The following is a 15460-nucleotide window of genomic DNA, read 5'->3' as shown; positions in this document are numbered from 1 at the left end:
TTTTAGAACTTCAAATCGAGTCGTTCTTAGTCTGCGTAGAATGTCACGGTAGGATTGAGAACCTGGGAATCCCAGTCAGTTCTGCCGCGAACCGATAACCGGAATAATGTCGGCATGATTCATCAGCTCTGATGCAATTTGGAACCAATCGGTCCGCGAAGGGGGCGGCCGAGAAAAGCTTGGCTGGTTTCATTGGTGGGCTCGGCAGGAACCGAACTGCAACCAAGCCGTTATGGGCGACAGGAAAGAATACGATCGTTGATTTTCATGCATTTTCGTTGGAGATTGGTCGTGTTCACAGCGTTCCGGTGAGATCGTTTCTGGCGCAAAACCGGTACGGTAGAGACCGAACGTTGAGAGTACCATGGATTAATACATGAGGACGAATGCGAACGTTGAACTCGACGCTGGCACCAAGACATTTGCCTCGGGCCTCCTGCCGGATTTGATAGCTGCGCTGCGTCGCGGCCGTAAGGGCGATCTCGTCGCCGTGACCAGCCGCGATCCAGGCATCGGCCCCGAACTCGAGGCATGGTGTCGCTTCACCCGCAACAGCCTGGTCGACACAGCCATTGAACAAGGTCGCACCCGATGGGTGCTCCGATACGGAGAGGCTCCCGAGAATGTCGGAGGAGACCGGCCTGTCGGCTCTCGACTATGGCTTTACACCAATTTCGACTGCAACCTGAGCTGTGACTATTGCTGCGTGCGCTCATCGCCCAAGGCGCCGCGGCGGGCGCTTGGTATCGAGCGGGTGCGACGGATCGCAGTCGAGGCGGCTGAGCTCGGCGTCAGCGAAATTTTTGTGACCGGCGGCGAGCCGTTCGTGCTGCCGGATATCGGCGAGATCCTTGCCGCGTGCGCTGCGGCGGCGTCGACCACGGTGCTCACCAACGGCATGCTGTTTGCCGGAGCTCGGCTCGCAACGCTACGGGCCTTGCCGCGCGAGCGCGTAACCCTGCAGATCAGCCTCGATAGCCCGACGCCGGAACGTCACGAGAGCCATCGTGGAAAGGGGACATGGGCACGCACCTGGGAGGGAATCGAGCGAGCCCGCGCCGAAGGATTCCGCGTGCGGTTGGCGGCGACCGTGTCGACTGACGCGGAGGCCGAGGAATTCCGCAGTTTCGTTGACGCCCATCATGTGAGCGAGGAAAATCGCGTAATCAGACGAATTGCGCTGCGGGGCTCCGCTAGGCAGGGCATTGCATTGGCAAGGGCGGACCTGGTTCCCGAGGTGACGATTACGGCAGAAGGTGTCTTTTGGCATCCGGTCGGAGCCGAGGATAACGACCTGTTGGTCAGCCGCGACATCTTTCCACTCGCCGAGTCCTTCGCAGCCGTGCGCCGCGCCTTCGATCGCGAATCTGAGCATCAGCGCCGGTTGGCAATGATCTTCAATTGCGCCTGACTGCGCTCAGGGTCGCTTTAGAAAGCCCTGCTGCGCCGACGCTTCCCGCAACTCAGCATACGCCTCAAGCTGCGGCGCTATCCATTGGCGCAGGCCTTCCGCCTCGAGCACCGGACGATGCGTCGGGTTGTCGTAGCTCATCCCGAAAAGGGCTTTGGCGAACTGCTGCTCCAACGCGGGGTCCAGATCGGGCCGGGCCGTGAACATGCAGTGATTATAGGGCCGCGAGGTCCAGATCTCGGTTAGCGCTCCTTCCGGTACCAGACGCTCGGTGTGCACGGCATTCCAGAACGGGCTGCCGATTGCGCCGGCGTCGGCGCGGCCGTCGAGGACTGCGCGAACGACATCGGACTCGCTTGTCCCCGTGTCGCCGTGCTTGCCGAGGTCGGAGTTGAAGCGCAGCGATCGGTAATCCTTCCCCTCGACCAGTCCCTCCCGCTGCAGAAAATAAACCGGAAGGATTGCCGCATGGCCGCTGTCGCGGCTGCCGAGGGCCAAGGTGCGGCCTTTAAGATCGGCAAGCCTGACAACCGGTCCACCCGTGACGGCGACGATCTTGGTCATCCAGCCCACGTCGGTATCGCGCATCGCGATAGGTCGGCAGCGCTTGTCGCTCCAGGCATCGGACTGGATATAGGCGAGGTTTGTATTCCACCCGATATCAATGTGCGGCAGCGGCTCACCGGGCAAGGCCAGGAGAGCGGCGACCTGGGCCTCGTAGCTCTGAAACAACACGACTTCGACAGGCAGATGCGCTTCCTCGTGAAAATACCGTCGCATGCCCTCCCAGATGCCGACCACCTTCGGATCATATGCGACGGCACCTACCCAGATCGTCCGGCTCATGGTTGCTTCTCGCTTTCTCTGACCATTTGACCGCCATCAAACGCGAACGAACGATCCCTGGCGGCGCAGCGCTCTCGCGCTCAGAACAGCGGTATTCCCAGGACGGCTTTGCCGATGAACTCGCGCAGAACATCGCCCGTCGGCGCCATGACAGCGCCGGCATGAGCATCGCGGAACAATCGCTCGATGGCCAAATGCCTGGAAAATGCAGCGCCTCCGCACACCCGCATCGCCGCTGAGGTGACGGCGATCGCAGTGTCACCTGCCGCCGCCTTGGCCTCGAGCACACGCAGCATGGTGGTCTCTCGGGGGCGTTCGAGGTGATCGACGAGATCGTCGACACGCGCCGCGAGCCCGTCAGTGTCGATCTGCATCGTCGCAAGCTGCGCGCGGAGTGTCGGCAGGCTCTCTCCAAGGGTCTGGCCCAAATGCTCGAAGCGCGCGCTCTTGAGATGAGCCGCAGTTCCCGCCACTGCGGCCCGGCAAAGACCCAGCGCGACCGCGGAGGTCCCGAGGTTGAACAGTGGAAGCACGATCTCCAGCATCGCCTTGAAGCCGGCGCCGTCGTCGGTCAGTTGCAGACCAGGCTCGACTTCGCAATCCTCGAGGATCATCGGCGCGGACGCGTTGGCGCGCATCCCAAGACCATCCCAGGGGCCGGCAACTGACAGTCCGGGCGTACTGCTGGCCAACAGGTAAAGGGTGGAATCGGTTGGACCCGTCGCATCAGGAGCGAGGGCCGAGACAACATAGCTTTGCGCGTGACCGGCGCTCGTAACCCAGGATTTTTGGGCTGTGAGGCGGACGTTGGCTCCATTGCGCTTCGCTCGCGATACGGGCGCCCAGAAGTGGCTGCGCGATCCAGCTTCGCTGAATGCCAGCGTGGTGAGATGCCGGCCTGCCGAAATGTCCTTCAGCGTCTGCGCCACCGGGACGCCCGAACGGGCCGCCGCGATCGTCGCGGTGCCGCACATGTGCATCAAATAGACCATCGAGGCGGACGCGTCCGTTTCTGCGAGCGTCGTGACGACCGCAGCGAGGGTCCGCGGTCCCAGGGCAGAGCCGCCCACTTCGGCGGGCAGCATAATCCCCAGCAATCCGGCCGAACCGAGCGCCGCGATTGCCTCGGACGAAAATCGAGCATCCTTGTCGTTTTGCCTTGCCGCCGGCGCGAGGATCCGATCTGCGATTTCCCTGGCATTCGAAACTGCGGTCTCGTGATTCATGACAGCCCTCGAGATCCTTACGCCACAACGTCACTGCCCACGTTGAAAATATCGGACCCGCCTTCCTCAAGACAGATGCTAGGCGATCCGTTCCGTCGGATCAACACGATCAACTTCGCACATGGCCAACCCGAGCCATACCTGCAGTGGCTGCGGGCATTGGGCTTGTGATCAATTCCCAGTCATTGAGCCGTCGAAAGGCACTTGTTACATCATTCGGGTCGTTTTTTCATGATGCCGGAGGCGCTGTTGTCTCCGGCTCCAACCTGCGGAGCGGCAGCCAATTGACGGCGCTTGCCCACTGACGTGGAGAACGCTACCAATGACCGGCTACGGCGTAACGAGGTCTGTCTGGTGATGGCGGTCAATGACGGCGGAGTGCCGCCCATCCTTGCGCAAAAGCATTACACGCAGCCGTCCGCATTTACGCCGGAAAATCTGCTGCGCGAAGCCCGCAGACAAAAGCGGATTGCGGACTCCCGCGTCCCGGACATCTGCATCCTCGACCCTGACGGCGACATGGTGCGCAGTCTCATTGCCGGCAGCGAGGCCCGGCTGGAATCGGGGTGGGCCTGCTACCATACGCAGCTCTACACTTTCAGCCGCAACGGGATTGATTTCGGAATTGTCGGCTGCGCCGTCGGCGCCTCTTACGCGGTGCTGATCGCCGAGGAAATGTTCGCATCGGGCTGCAAACTGTTGATCAGCGTCACGTCCTCCGGACAGATCGTGCCGATACGCCCGCCGCCCTATTTCGTCATCATCGAACGCGCGCTGCGCGACGAAGGCACCAGCTATCATTACATGGCCGCGTCGGACTATTCGCATGCCGATCCCGGATTGATCTCGGCGCTCAATGGCGTATTCGAGAGATTTCCCGTGCCCGTTCTCACGGGCGCAACCTGGACAACAGACGCGCCGTTCCGTGAAACCCAGCCAGCGATCGACGCTATGCGCGAAAGGAACCTGGTGGCAGTCCGAAATGGAAGCCGCCGCGCTTTACGCGTTTGCGCAAGTCCGACAAAAGCCCGTCCTGTGTTTTGCCCATGTGACAAATCAAATGGGGCGCATTGATGGGGATTTTGAAAAGGGTGAAGCGGACGGCAGCCATGACGCGCTCCAGTTGATTGCGATCGCCGCCGATCGCCTGCGGTCCCGGTTCCTGCCGTGAGCGCGGCGATCGGGATCATACGCAAGGCGCCGCAGCCCGGCCGCTCAAAGACGCGGCTCGCGACCGCCATTGGCGAGGTGGCCGCATCGGAGCTCTCCGCTTGCTTTCTGCGCGATGTTGCGGCGGCAATCGAGGCGGTACCGGAGGCGCTCGGCAGGCGCGGCTACGGCGTCTACGCTCCTGCGGGAGCCGAACACATCATGCATCAGTTGCTTCCCGCGGGGTTCGGACTGTTGCTGCAAACCGGTGATGATCTGGGGTACGTGCTGCTTGGCGCGATGCGCGCGTTCCTGCATGCCGGACATGACGGTGTCCTGCTGGTCAATGGCGACAGCCCGACCTTGCCAACCCGCTTCCTGGTACAGGCCGTCGAAGCCCTGCGCGAGCCGGGGGACAGGATGGTGGTCGGGCCGGCAAGCGACGGCGGCTATTACCTCATCGGCCTGAAACGTCCACATCAGCATCTGTTCACGCAGATCGCATGGGGAACGGAAACCGTGGCTCGGGCTACATGCGAGCGCGCCGCCGAAATCGGGCTTGCCACGACACTGCTTCCCGAATGGTATGATGTCGACGACATGCAAACGTTGCGATGGTTGCAGGACGAACTGGCCGGCGATTCGACCCGCTTTCGTGCTGGTGGATTTGCTCCGGCAAGCCGGACCTTTCTCAACGCAGCCGCGCCGCAGATAAGCCCTTAAGGCCGCTAATGCCAGGGTCCATGACCAGTCAACCCGGTCGACCGATGCGCTACGCCATCGAGGTGCTCCCATTTTATCTGTTGGCGAGCGTCGGTGCTGTCCTGGTTGGTCTGACCCTGGTGACCCCTTTTGCTTTCGAGACTTATGGTGACAATGCCTTCATCGCTCTGACCGTAGCCGCAGGCCTGCTGACGATTATGGCAACGCACCTGGCCGAGCGCGTGCGAACCGGGCGTGCGCTATGGCTTATCTTCGGAATTGCGATCGTGCTGAGAGCCTATGTGCTCCTGTTCGATCCGCTTCTGTCCAGTGATATCTATCGCTATGTCTGGGATGGCAAGGTTCAAGCCGCCGGCATCAATCCATACCGTTATTTTCCGGCCAATCAGGCGCTGGCATTTCTGCGCGACGAGGCGATCTTTCCTCACATCGACCGGGTCGATTCTGCCGTCACCATCTATCCTCCGGTGGCGCAGTCTTTCTTCCTCATTGTCACGCGGTTCGGTGAAAGCGTGACCATGATGCGGTTCGCAATGCTGGGGTGCGAGGCTCTCACTGTTGTACTGATCATGCTCTTCCTGCGGCGGATAAACCGCCCGATTACGCGCGTGATCGCCTATCTCTGGCATCCGCTTCCGTTGTGGGAAATCGCCAACAGCGGTCACGTCGACGCGCTGATGGTTGCGCTGATGCTGCTGGGCCTGTGGATTGCCCTGACCGGCCACGCTCTCCGCGGATCCGTTCTGATCGCATTTTCGCTGCTGGTAAAACCTTACGTGGCGCCGGTGCTGGCTGCGATCTGGCGCCCATGGGACCTCAAGATGCCGCTGGTCGTGATCGCCGTCGTGGTGCTTTGTTATCTCCCTTATCTATCGATCGGTTGGGGCGTTCTCGGATACCTGGCGAAAGGCTATCTGACGGAAGAGGGGATCAGTGCCGGCTATGATCTCTGGCCGTTGTCGCTCTGGCGGCTTGTGTTTGGCACGCATCAAGGTGATGTTGCTGCTTATTTCGTACTGGCTGCGCTGGTCCTCCTGTTCAAGGGATTCTTGCCGACATCAACATGCTGTTACTCCTCACGCTTTTGTTGTTGTCGCCGAATTACCCCTGGTATTTTCTCGTCGTGACGCCGTTCGTTGCCCTGTGTGGCACCGCGCCGACCTGGGTCGTTTCGATCGGTGCGCTCTTGCTGTCCGAACAACTCGATTGGGACCTCTACATTCCGAGAATCGTGACCAAGTCAATTCTGTTCGGAGGTCTCTTGCTGGCTTGGGCCTTGGTGAGCTGGAGAAGCCGCAATTCGCAGACCGCAGACGCGGAGTTGGTGCAATGAGTATTTCAGGCGAAGCGCCAGGCACTCGCGCGGCCTTCGATCCGCGCCGCTATCACGAGCAGGTCTCGGGCGAGCGCACGGAGGTCGCCCGGCGTCCGCCGGTCTGCCTTTATCTGGAGGTGACCAACCGCTGCAATCTGCTGTGCACCACCTGTCCTCGCACCTACGAGGAGCTCGAGCCGCCGGCAGACATGAGCTGGGATCTGTTCGCGTCGATTGTCGACCAGGTTCCTGATCTCGCACGGGCGGTTCTGCACGGCGTCGGCGAGCCCATGCTAGTCGCGAACCTGCCCCGGATGGTCAGATATCTGAAGGACCGCGGCGTTTACGTCCTGTTCAACACCAATGGAACGGTGCTAGGTGAGCGCAACGGCCGCGCGCTGATCGACGCCGGGCTTGATGAGCTGCGTGTGTCGCTCGACGCGTCAAACCGCGAGAGCTTCAAGGCGATCCGCGGCAAGGATTATTTCAGTCGCATCATCCGCAACGTGCGTGCGTTTCGCGAGCTGCAGGAGCGGGAGGGACTCACCACTCCCAAGGTTTCCGTTTGGCTCACAGGCCTGAAAGAGACTGTAGAGGAGCTTCCGACATTTGTGAAAATTGCCGCCGAGATCGGTGTCAAGGAGGTCTATCTGCAACGGCTCGTTTTTTTCGACGAAGCAGCCATTGGCAAAGCACAGCCGGATCAGGCGTTGTTCGAACGGCTGACGGAGGGCGAAGCGATCTATCTGAAACAGGCCGAGAATCTGGCGCGCTCCCTCGGTGTCACCTTCAGCGCGTCGGGCGCGGCGACCGAGCCGGGGTTAAGTCTGAAGGGCAGTGGCGACGGTTCGCCGTGGTCGCTCTGTCGGCGGCCCTGGTCGTTGATGTACTTTACGGCCAATGGCCGCGCCTTGCCCTGCTGTATCGCGCCGTTTTCGCAGCATGGCTACGACAACTACACGCTGGGCCATGCAGGGCGGCAGTCCTTGCATGACATCTGGAACGGGACCGCGTACCGGGACTTTCGTGCGGCGCTCCTGTCGGACAAGCCGCCCAGGAGCTGCGCCAATTGTGGCCTGCGCTGGAGCCTATGAACGCGGTGAATGACGAGACCGGCTCGAGGCGGCCTGCATGGCTCCGTACGCCCGTTATTTCCGCGATCATTCCCTGCCCCGACGAGGAAACGGCGATAGGGCAGGTCGTAACTGCGGTGCTGGCGCAGAATGTGGGCGAGGTCGTCGTTGTTGACGGCGGTTCGCGAGACCGTACGGCCGAGTTCGCAGAAGCCGCCGGGGCCCGCGTGATTGTCGAGCCGCGGCGTGGCTACGGTCGCGCCATCCAGGCGGGCATCGCCGCCCTGCGCGATGACGCCGACATTCTCCTCTTCCTCGACGGCGACGGCAGCGATCCTGCGGAATTCATCCCTGATCTGGTGTCGCCGATCGTTGCTGGGCGGGCCATCTTCGTTCTCGGCTCGCGCGTTCGCGGTCGGCGCGAGCCCGGTAGCCCGGCGCCGCAGCAGATTCTCGCGGCCCATGTCGGCCGGCTGCTCCTGCGCCTCGTCTATGGCGCGAGCTTTACCGACCTGTCGCCGTTTCGCGCCATCCGACGGGACGTCCTCATACGTCTCGGCATGAAGGAGGAGACCTATGGCTGGAACCTGGAAATGCTGATGCGGGTAGCGGCCGCCCGCTTGCCGGCACTGGAGATCGCTGTCGGGCAGCGGAGCCGGATCGGCGGCGTATCGAAGGTCTCTGGCAATCCCGTCGCCGGCTTCAAGGCGGCCTGGTCCATGTCGATGACGTTTGTCAGGGATCAGCGAGTGCCGGCACGATCCCCACACGCAACGATGTCCCGGGGAGATTTTCGGCCCGCTTCCTCCGGCGGAGAGAACACGGCGAGGTACCCGCCATCGCCCGCGAGCTGATACGTGGCGATCTCACGATAGCCCACGGCGGTCAGTTCGCAACGCAAGAGCTTTATTGGCGTGCCGTGCTCCGGCGTCGGACGCTCGAGGTCGACGATTCCGACCCGCGCACCCCGCTTCAAGGCGGGCGCAAGATTGTAGAGAAAGGCATAGGGTTGGGCGACCTCGTGATACATGTGCACGAGGATGGCGGCATCCAGCGAGGAGGCGGGCAGGCTGTCGCCGCGTTGAAAGCAGCTGCGCCGTTCGAAGTCGAATTGATGCCGGCGCTGATCCACTATCTCCAGGAGCAGAATGTGACTGCGGTGAGCGGCATTCGCCAAACCGTGTGGGACGTATCATATGCCGGTGACGAGGGCGGTATCGTGTGTCATCTGTCGCGCTCCGATGAAACCGGACAAGCGCTTGTCGTCTCATTGACCCACGTTCGGGTGGCTCGCGCGATGCCACTTGTGCCTGCTGTTCTCGGGTATCAGAAGCATCGGGTTAAGAAACTAAAGAAGCAGGGCCAGAGGCAGAACTGAAATGGCGCACGCGATTATGCGGGGAAAGAATGGTCGCCGATACGAAGTGGATTTGGGCGACTCGCCTATACGCGTCGAAATTCATGCCAGCGAGGAAACCGTCGAGATTTTTGTGGAGGCAGATTTTGAAACGCACGCTGAAGAACGGCGACGTTTTGCGCTGATCAACATCCCACGCCACCTCTTCAGCGAGGCCACCGGCCAAGCGGCACGCCGAAGAGCACGGGAGGATCGTTGACCCGGCCTCGGCCCCCGCTTCCCTATTCGAACGGTTGCTGCATGCTCCCTACCGCGCAGCGGTTTAGTGGAATATATGTTTTGCGACCCCAATATTTTGCGACATGACAGCGGAGGTTCATCGGAAGGGGCGACTTCCGGAGTGGGTCATTCGCGTCTATTCGACCCTGTCGTTGTCGCTTCCGCTTTCCCCGAATTAGCAGACGTTCGCAAAGCCGGTCAGCACTTCGCAAAAGGGCCAAAATGCGACATCACGCCAAGGTAAAGCGGACATGCTGTGAACCCGTCGCGACTTCCGATGACCCGATTAGGACATTAGCCGTTGCGCGCGCGGAGCAGTGTGCAAAAGGCTCGTTGGTCAAATGGGGCTCGTCAGATGGCCGTCCTATCCGAGTGCGATACTTGCCCTTACGAGAATGTGATTCGTGACGGTCGAACGCCAGGGAATGTCCGTTTCCAGCAGAGAGCCGGATGTGGCATTACTAGATGACGAAGAGTTCCGACGGATCGGCAGCAAGAACGATGGGTCAGCAGGAGAGACACTCTCTGAACCTTATGAGCTTTGCCATACCTGTTGCCGCTGTGTGGATGGGCTCGGCCTTTTGCGCGGCGCTCGGTCTGGCCGCTCTGGTGCTTGCGGCGTTGGGAACAGGGGAGCGGGGCACCGACGTAGCACTACAGGTGACCGCGCGGTTCTCGTTCCTGTTGTTTTGGCCAGCTTATGCTGCCGGTGCGATGACTGCATTGTTCGGACCAGCTTTCGAGCCCTTCAAACGGCGTGCGCGTGAATTTGGTCTCGCGTTTGCTTCAGCACACCTTGTTCACCTCGCGCTTGTCGCCTGGCTCACTCACATAGGACACGCCCCACCTCGCGGGGTTTTTGTCTTTTTTGGAGTCGCCGTCCTCTGGACCTACCTTCTGGCACTGTTCTCGATCCGTCGCCTTCAACAAGCGCTTGGGTCCAAGGGCTGGTGGTTCTTACGCGTGGTCGGGCTCAATTACATAGCCTACGCTTTTGCGGCGGACTTTTTGGGATATCCGCAATTTGGCAATTTCAAGTACTTGGTAGGATACTTACCTTTCGTCGTTCTTTCCGTCGTCGGGCCATTGTTATGCCTTGCCGCATTCGTGCAACGCAGCGCGTTGCAGAAAAGTACTTCAAGACGAACCGGCTAACGGCCGCGCGGCACTCAGACCATTCGAGAGGCTTTCGCACGCTGACGAAGTGAGTTTCCAAGCTAACTTGCGCATAGAAAATCCGGACTATGCCCCCTTTAGTCCGAGTTTAGCACCAAACGGACGGCACGATGGCCGAGGTGAGTCCGTTATGCGCTCCCAAAGCAGGCGTCGATCGACTGGCTGCTGTGATCCGCTGCTACGCGAAGCTTGCTTCTTCGCATGTGGGCGATGCATTCGGAGATCCACTCGACGTGCTGCTCGATCGACACCGGTACGTTCGACAGCACCGAGGGGCTCTGCGGGCCGGTGATCGTGAACAGGTTCGGGTAGCCGGCGATAGCCAGGCCGAGGTAGGTCTGCGGGCCGTCCTCCCACTCCTGCGCTAGCGCCCTACCGCCGCGCCCCTTGATGCCGAGTTTCTTCAGCGAGCCGGTCAGCGCGTCGAAGCCGGTGGCGATAACGATAACCGGTCATGATGCGGTTGCGATTACGGGTTCGGCGCCGACGGCAAGCCGAAGCTGCGGGCGCCCAAGCGCGACATCACGACCCGCATGCTGATGCTGCACACGGCCGGCCTCGGCTACGACTTCTTCAACGCCAACTACTTGCGCCTGGCGCAGGAGAGGCTGCTGGCAGTCCGCGTGGAACGATATCAACCGTTGTAACGTATTGAAGTCGGACTCCAGTTCGATTGTCCCAACGCCGGTTGCGCAAACGAAAGTCCCACCGCGACCGTAGCAGCAAGAGCGATTGGCGTTTTGATCATGATCTGGCTCCAGGTCAGCATCGAATTTCGACCCCGAGCGTCCGAAAGATTAGACCGATTTCTTGGGGTCGGCTATGCATTTCCTTCGCATCGAAAGCGCCGAGATTTTTGTCGAGGCATGTCAGCGATGCTGACACTTGATCCATCCTCTGGAACGTATCGTGGCTCTTATACAGGGCGCATTCTCGTCGGCTAAGATCGTTGGTTGCTCATCGCCGCAACCACCAATGATCGGGTTAGGCGACGATATCCGCTTGTGTGCAGGTTTTCGGATGCCGGGGCGGTCCGACGACGTCTGCTGTTGAGGGTAGAACGGACATGCCGTTCAAGCGAGCCAACTTCCGACTTCGACCCTGAGCGGACACGAGCGGGCGGTTCATTTGCGATGCGCCGCATGGTTTGCGTTCAATCTATGCTATACCACTCTCCTTCTTTTCCTTGGGGGAAACCTGATGAGGCGGCGGAAGTTTATTGCCCTTCTCGGTAGCGCCCTAGTGACGTAGCCAGTGGCAGCGCGCGCCCAGACGGTTATTCGCGTACGACGTATCGGAGTTTTGAGCAATTCGGCTGAAGAGGACGCTGAAGCCGCGAAGCGGTTGGCCGCGCTCAAGCTAAGGCTACAAGAGTTGGGTTGGATCGAGGGCAAAAACCTCCAGATCGAAGTTCGGTTTGGTCATAACGATGGCGAGCGCATTCGTCGCACAGCGACAGAATTGATAGAGGTCGCGCCCGACCGGACCGTGCGGCTCGGGAGAATCGAAATTCCAAAGCAGAACTTCCTGACCCCCCAATCAAATACGAGTGCGAGCAGATGACGTTCAACCCGTGGAACTGCTTGGAGCAGCACAGACCGCTCGGCAGCATCAATCGGATGCGGCTTGCAGTGTATCTTGCTTCGCTGCAGGTACGGCAGAAGCTCAACATGGTGGCATCGTGAGCGGGCGAGCGAAACCGGGCCAGTCGGGCGCACCTCAGCGGACAGGGTCGCTGCCGAATGCCGAGATCGCGGTTCTGCACGCCGAACGCCGACAGCTTACCGTGGTGTTTGTCGACATCGTCGGATCGACGCCTCTGAGTGAGCAGATCGATCCCGAGGAATTCTTCGCAGTTATCAGAACCTATCGCGATATCTGCAACGAGCAGATTTCCCAGTACGGTGGCCACATCGCCAGAATGATCGGCGACGGACTGCTGGCATATTTCGGCGTGCCGCAAGCGCACGAAAACGATCCCGAACGCGCGGTGCGCGCCTCGCTCGCGATCGCCGCCGCTGTCAGAGAACAGAAGTTCCCGACTTCGGATGGCAGCTTCGTCCGTCTCGGTGTGCGGATCGGGGTGAATACCGGAGTGGTCGTCGTCGGCAGTGTACCCGGCGAGCCCGCTGACCGGCGAGAAGTGTTCGGCAGTTCGGCAAACATCGCGGCCCGCCTTCAGGAGATCGCCGGTGAGAATGGCGTCGTAGTCGGCTCGGGCACTTACGAGCTGATTCGCGGAACGTTCAGCTGTGAGCCGCTCGGCAGACGACAGCTGAAGGGCGTGGAAGAGCCGGTCGAGGCTTGGCGCGTGGACGCCGTTGCGGGGAGCGAAAGCAGGTTCGACAGGGCGCGGGCGTCGCCTTTGCCGCCAATGATCGGCCGAACCGCCGAAAGTGCGATGCTTGCCGAGATGTGGGAACGGAGCGCAGCGGGGTCAGGGCTTGTCGGCGTCATATACGGCGAACCCGGCATAGGCAAGTCCCGCCTCATCCGCGAGTTGCGTAGCTCTCTTAATACATCTGCGGTTGATATTCTGTCGTATCAGTGCTCGCCGTTTCACGTAAACACGCCGCTTGCTCCGGAAATCGAACGGCTGAGGCGCGCAGCGCGCATTCAGGAAGCCGACGACGCCGAGCTCTCGATAGCGAAATTGCGCTCGCTGTTGGCGCGAGCTCTCCCCGATGTCGAGCACGCTCTTCGCTACTACGGAGCCCTGCTGTCGATACCGGCCTTCGGCGAATACGAGCCTGCCGACCTTGGTTCGCCCTCCGAGCGCGAGCGTGTTTTTCAGGTGATCATCGACGTCCTCATAGCGGCCTCGCGCAGGAAGCCTATCTTGGTGATCGTCGAGGACGTCCAGTGGATCGATCCGACGAGCATCGAGCTGCTCCTGCGCGTGATAGCTCACTGCCATTGCGAGCGGATCCTGATCCTGATCACGCACCGCGATGACTACGATGCGAGGTGGTTATCGGGCTCCGCAATTCAACGGATTGCTTTGCAAAAACTGGCAGCGCGCGAATGCGAGCAGGTGGTAGCAGCCGTCGCCGGCACCGGTTTCGTGCCGCGCGGGGTTATCAGCCAGATCGTGGAAAGAACCGACGGCGTGCCACTCTTCATCGAGGAGTTCACGCGATCCGTCATCGATTCCGGGGCGGTCGAGCGCGCCGCTGATGGCCTGGTGCTGAGCGGGAAATTGCCGGAACCTCTGGTGCCGGCAAGTATTCACGATTCACTGATGGAGCGCCTTGACCGTCTCGGTACCGCCAAGCGCGTGGCCCAGATCGCCTCCGTCTTCGGACGACAGTTCAATTATCAGGGTATCTCCAACATGCTTCCGGGCAGAAGCGAATCGCTGGAACACGCACTGCAGGCTCTGGAGAGCGCCGGGATCGTGTATCGCATCAAGGAACCCCACGACACCGTCTTCGTATTCAAGCACGTGACGATTCAGGAAGCAGCCTACTCCTCGCTCCTGAAGGAGGAAAGGCGCGAACTCCATGCGCGCGTAGCGTCGTGGCTGCTTCAGGAGACGGCGATCGGGGAGAGCAGCCAGCCGGCCGTTCTGGGCTATCACTACGCGCGGGCCGGAAACATTCCGGAAGCAATCGAGGCCTGGCTGCAGGCAGGGAAATCTGCGCTGCGCCGATCAGCCACCAAGGAGGCCGTGGCCCATCTTCGCGAGGGCATTTCGCTGATATCAAAGCTGCCCGCTTCACAGCGGCGGTACGAGGCTGAAATCGCGCTGCAATCCAACCTTGCGATGGCATACACGGCGAACGCAGGGTGGTCCGATCCGAATGTCTATGAACCCTACAGTCGAGCCCTCAAACTTTGCGCAAATTACGGGACTATTCGCGAGAAGGCCACGGTCCTGTGGGGTATTACCTTAGCTGAACTGGTCAATTGCGAGCTCACCAAGGCCCTCGAACACGCGGGGGATTTCCTCAAGCTGGCAGAGGAGTCGCGCGATGACGAGGCTGCCCTTATGGCGCATACCGCAGCCCTGATCGCCAATTTCTTTATCGGCCATCTGGAAAAAGCACACGAATTGGCGGGTCTGATCAGCGCGCGCTACAATCCGCGAGTACACGGCAAGCTCGTCCAGATCTATCAACACGATCCACTGATCGTGGCGCTCGTCTATTCGGGTCATATCGAATGGCTGTTGGGGCGGCCAACCCGAGGCAGAGAGTGCTGTGATGCTGCGCGGCAGCTTGCGAAAGAGATCGGACACCCTTTCATGCTGGCGTTCGTGTCCATTCTTGGCGTCAGCGATCACTGGTATGAAGGCGATCTTGCGGCCAATCTTGCCAGCGTCGAGCGCGGCATGAAGATCGCCGACGACTACGGGTATCCGATGTACCGGGTCATCGGTCCGTTGTGGGCGACCTCCGCGCTGGCGGCGCGAGGCCCTGCGCCGGACGTGCTCGAACAACTGTGCCGCCTGCTCGGCAAACTGCCGGCCGAGAATCGATGCATTCAGATGCCTCTCTACCGAATTCTGCTCGCCGCGGAATTCGGGCGGATCGGGCAGATCGGTAGGGCGCGGACGTTCGCTGCTTCGGCCGAATCTGTGATGGAGCAAACCGGCGAACGCTGGCTCGCGCCGGAGATTTTTCGGATCCATGGGTCGCTGCTTTGCCGCGAACCGGGCCGGGACGAAGACGCCGCCATGGGCTTGTTCAGGCGATCGCTGGCATCGGCAACGAAGCTGAGGGCAGTCGGCTGGGAATTGCGGACCACGATTAGCCTCGCGCGCCTGCTCATGAGCAGCGGCGGACGTGGGCGCGCCGAGGCACGAGACCTGCTCGTATCGACGAGGGCGAAATTTCCGTCCGCCGAAACGTCCGCGGACCTGCGAGAGGCTGATGAACTACTGCAGCAGTTGACCTAGTTTGA

The 15460-nt window shown here is 60.8% G+C and carries 13 protein-coding genes and 2 pseudogenes; 12 read left to right on the top strand and 3 right to left on the bottom strand.

The features are described from left to right. The first annotated feature begins 376 nt into the window (after positions 1–376). On the top strand, positions 377–1411 hold the full coding sequence (locus NL528_RS03060) for a radical SAM protein (RefSeq protein WP_309181251.1): 1035 nt from the start codon (positions 377–379) through the stop codon (positions 1409–1411). 6 nt (positions 1412–1417) lie between these two features. Here NL528_RS03060 and NL528_RS03055 read toward each other — a convergent pair whose 3' ends face one another. Together NL528_RS03055 and NL528_RS03050 are read right to left on the bottom strand one after the other, a co-directional pair. Next, complete coding sequence (locus NL528_RS03055) at positions 1418–2257, bottom strand: PhnD/SsuA/transferrin family substrate-binding protein (protein ID WP_309181250.1); 840 nt, start codon at positions 2255–2257, stop codon at positions 1418–1420. 80 nt (positions 2258–2337) lie between these two features. Further along, positions 2338–3483, bottom strand: a complete 1146-nt coding sequence (locus NL528_RS03050; protein ID WP_309181249.1) for an acyl-CoA dehydrogenase family protein — start codon at positions 3481–3483, stop codon at positions 2338–2340. Between the two features lie 294 nt (positions 3484–3777). Between NL528_RS03050 and NL528_RS03045 the strand changes: the two genes are divergently transcribed. The 8 genes from NL528_RS03045 to NL528_RS03005 all read left to right on the top strand — a co-directional run bounded on the left by NL528_RS03045 (position 3778) and on the right by NL528_RS03005 (position 10534). Beyond that, on the top strand, positions 3778–4557 hold the full coding sequence (locus tag NL528_RS03045; RefSeq protein ID WP_309181248.1) for a nucleoside phosphorylase: 780 nt from the start codon (positions 3778–3780) through the stop codon (positions 4555–4557). A gap of 93 nt (positions 4558–4650) precedes the next feature. Further along, positions 4651–5355: a TIGR04282 family arsenosugar biosynthesis glycosyltransferase gene (locus NL528_RS03040; protein ID WP_309181247.1), complete on the top strand. Its 705-nt coding sequence runs from the start codon at positions 4651–4653 to the stop codon at positions 5353–5355. Between the two features lie 20 nt (positions 5356–5375). Next, positions 5376–6482, top strand: a complete 1107-nt coding sequence (locus NL528_RS03035; RefSeq protein ID WP_309181246.1) for a hypothetical protein — start codon at positions 5376–5378, stop codon at positions 6480–6482. 202 nt (positions 6483–6684) lie between these two features. Further along, a complete protein-coding gene (locus NL528_RS03030; protein WP_309181245.1) occupies positions 6685–7764 on the top strand; it encodes a radical SAM protein in 1080 nt (359 codons plus the stop codon). After that, positions 7761–8597: a glycosyltransferase family 2 protein gene (locus tag NL528_RS03025; RefSeq protein WP_309181244.1), complete on the top strand. Its 837-nt coding sequence runs from the start codon at positions 7761–7763 to the stop codon at positions 8595–8597. The genes NL528_RS03030 and NL528_RS03025 overlap by 4 nt, the downstream gene beginning before the upstream one ends. Before the next feature lie 155 nt (positions 8598–8752). Beyond that, positions 8753–9121, top strand: a complete 369-nt coding sequence (locus tag NL528_RS03015; protein WP_309185362.1) for a hypothetical protein — start codon at positions 8753–8755, stop codon at positions 9119–9121. Between the two features lies 1 nt (position 9122). After that, complete coding sequence (locus NL528_RS03010; protein WP_309181243.1) at positions 9123–9359, top strand: hypothetical protein; 237 nt, start codon at positions 9123–9125, stop codon at positions 9357–9359. Between the two features lie 485 nt (positions 9360–9844). Further along, entirely contained in the window at positions 9845–10534 is a 690-nt protein-coding gene (locus NL528_RS03005) for a hypothetical protein (RefSeq protein ID WP_309181242.1), read from the top strand. A gap of 206 nt (positions 10535–10740) precedes the next feature. On the opposite strand, the pseudogene NL528_RS03000 reads toward NL528_RS03005, so the two are convergent. After that, positions 10741–11001, bottom strand: a pseudogene (locus NL528_RS03000) (cyclohexanone monooxygenase); the annotation flags it as partial. A gap of 27 nt (positions 11002–11028) precedes the next feature. On the opposite strand from NL528_RS03000, the pseudogene NL528_RS02995 reads away from it, so the two are divergent. From NL528_RS02995 to NL528_RS02985, 3 genes and pseudogenes are all read left to right on the top strand, one after another. Continuing rightward, positions 11029–11163, top strand: a pseudogene (locus NL528_RS02995) (1,4-butanediol diacrylate esterase); the annotation flags it as partial. 646 nt (positions 11164–11809) lie between these two features. Continuing rightward, positions 11810–12118, top strand: coding sequence for a hypothetical protein (locus tag NL528_RS02990; protein WP_309181241.1), 309 nt, complete (start codon positions 11810–11812; stop codon positions 12116–12118). 10 nt (positions 12119–12128) lie between these two features. Next, entirely contained in the window at positions 12129–15455 is a 3327-nt protein-coding gene (locus tag NL528_RS02985; protein WP_309181240.1) for an AAA family ATPase, read from the top strand. The last annotated feature ends 5 nt before the right edge of the window (positions 15456–15460 follow it).

The sequence above is a fragment of the Bradyrhizobium sp. Ash2021 genome, from assembly GCF_031202265.1.
GTDB lineage: Bacteria > Pseudomonadota > Alphaproteobacteria > Rhizobiales > Xanthobacteraceae > Bradyrhizobium.
This window is presented reverse-complemented; position numbering and strand designations above follow the sequence as displayed.

What these genes read in the sequence shown, in the direction of transcription:
- NL528_RS03035 (WP_309181246.1), top strand. Translation starts at nt 5,376, where the DNA reads ATGACCAGTCAACCCGGTCGACCGATGCGCTACGCCATCGAGGTGCTC.
- NL528_RS03055 (WP_309181250.1), bottom strand. Translation starts at nt 2,257, where the DNA reads ATGAGCCGGACGATCTGGGTAGGTGCCGTCGCATATGATCCGAAGGTG.
- NL528_RS03010 (WP_309181243.1), top strand. Translation starts at nt 9,123, where the DNA reads ATGGCGCACGCGATTATGCGGGGAAAGAATGGTCGCCGATACGAAGTG.
- NL528_RS03025 (WP_309181244.1), top strand. Translation starts at nt 7,761, where the DNA reads ATGAACGCGGTGAATGACGAGACCGGCTCGAGGCGGCCTGCATGGCTC.
- NL528_RS03030 (WP_309181245.1), top strand. Translation starts at nt 6,685, where the DNA reads ATGAGTATTTCAGGCGAAGCGCCAGGCACTCGCGCGGCCTTCGATCCG.
- NL528_RS03005 (WP_309181242.1), top strand. Translation starts at nt 9,845, where the DNA reads ATGACGAAGAGTTCCGACGGATCGGCAGCAAGAACGATGGGTCAGCAG.
- NL528_RS03060 (WP_309181251.1), top strand. Translation starts at nt 377, where the DNA reads ATGAGGACGAATGCGAACGTTGAACTCGACGCTGGCACCAAGACATTT.
- NL528_RS03050 (WP_309181249.1), bottom strand. Translation starts at nt 3,483, where the DNA reads ATGAATCACGAGACCGCAGTTTCGAATGCCAGGGAAATCGCAGATCGG.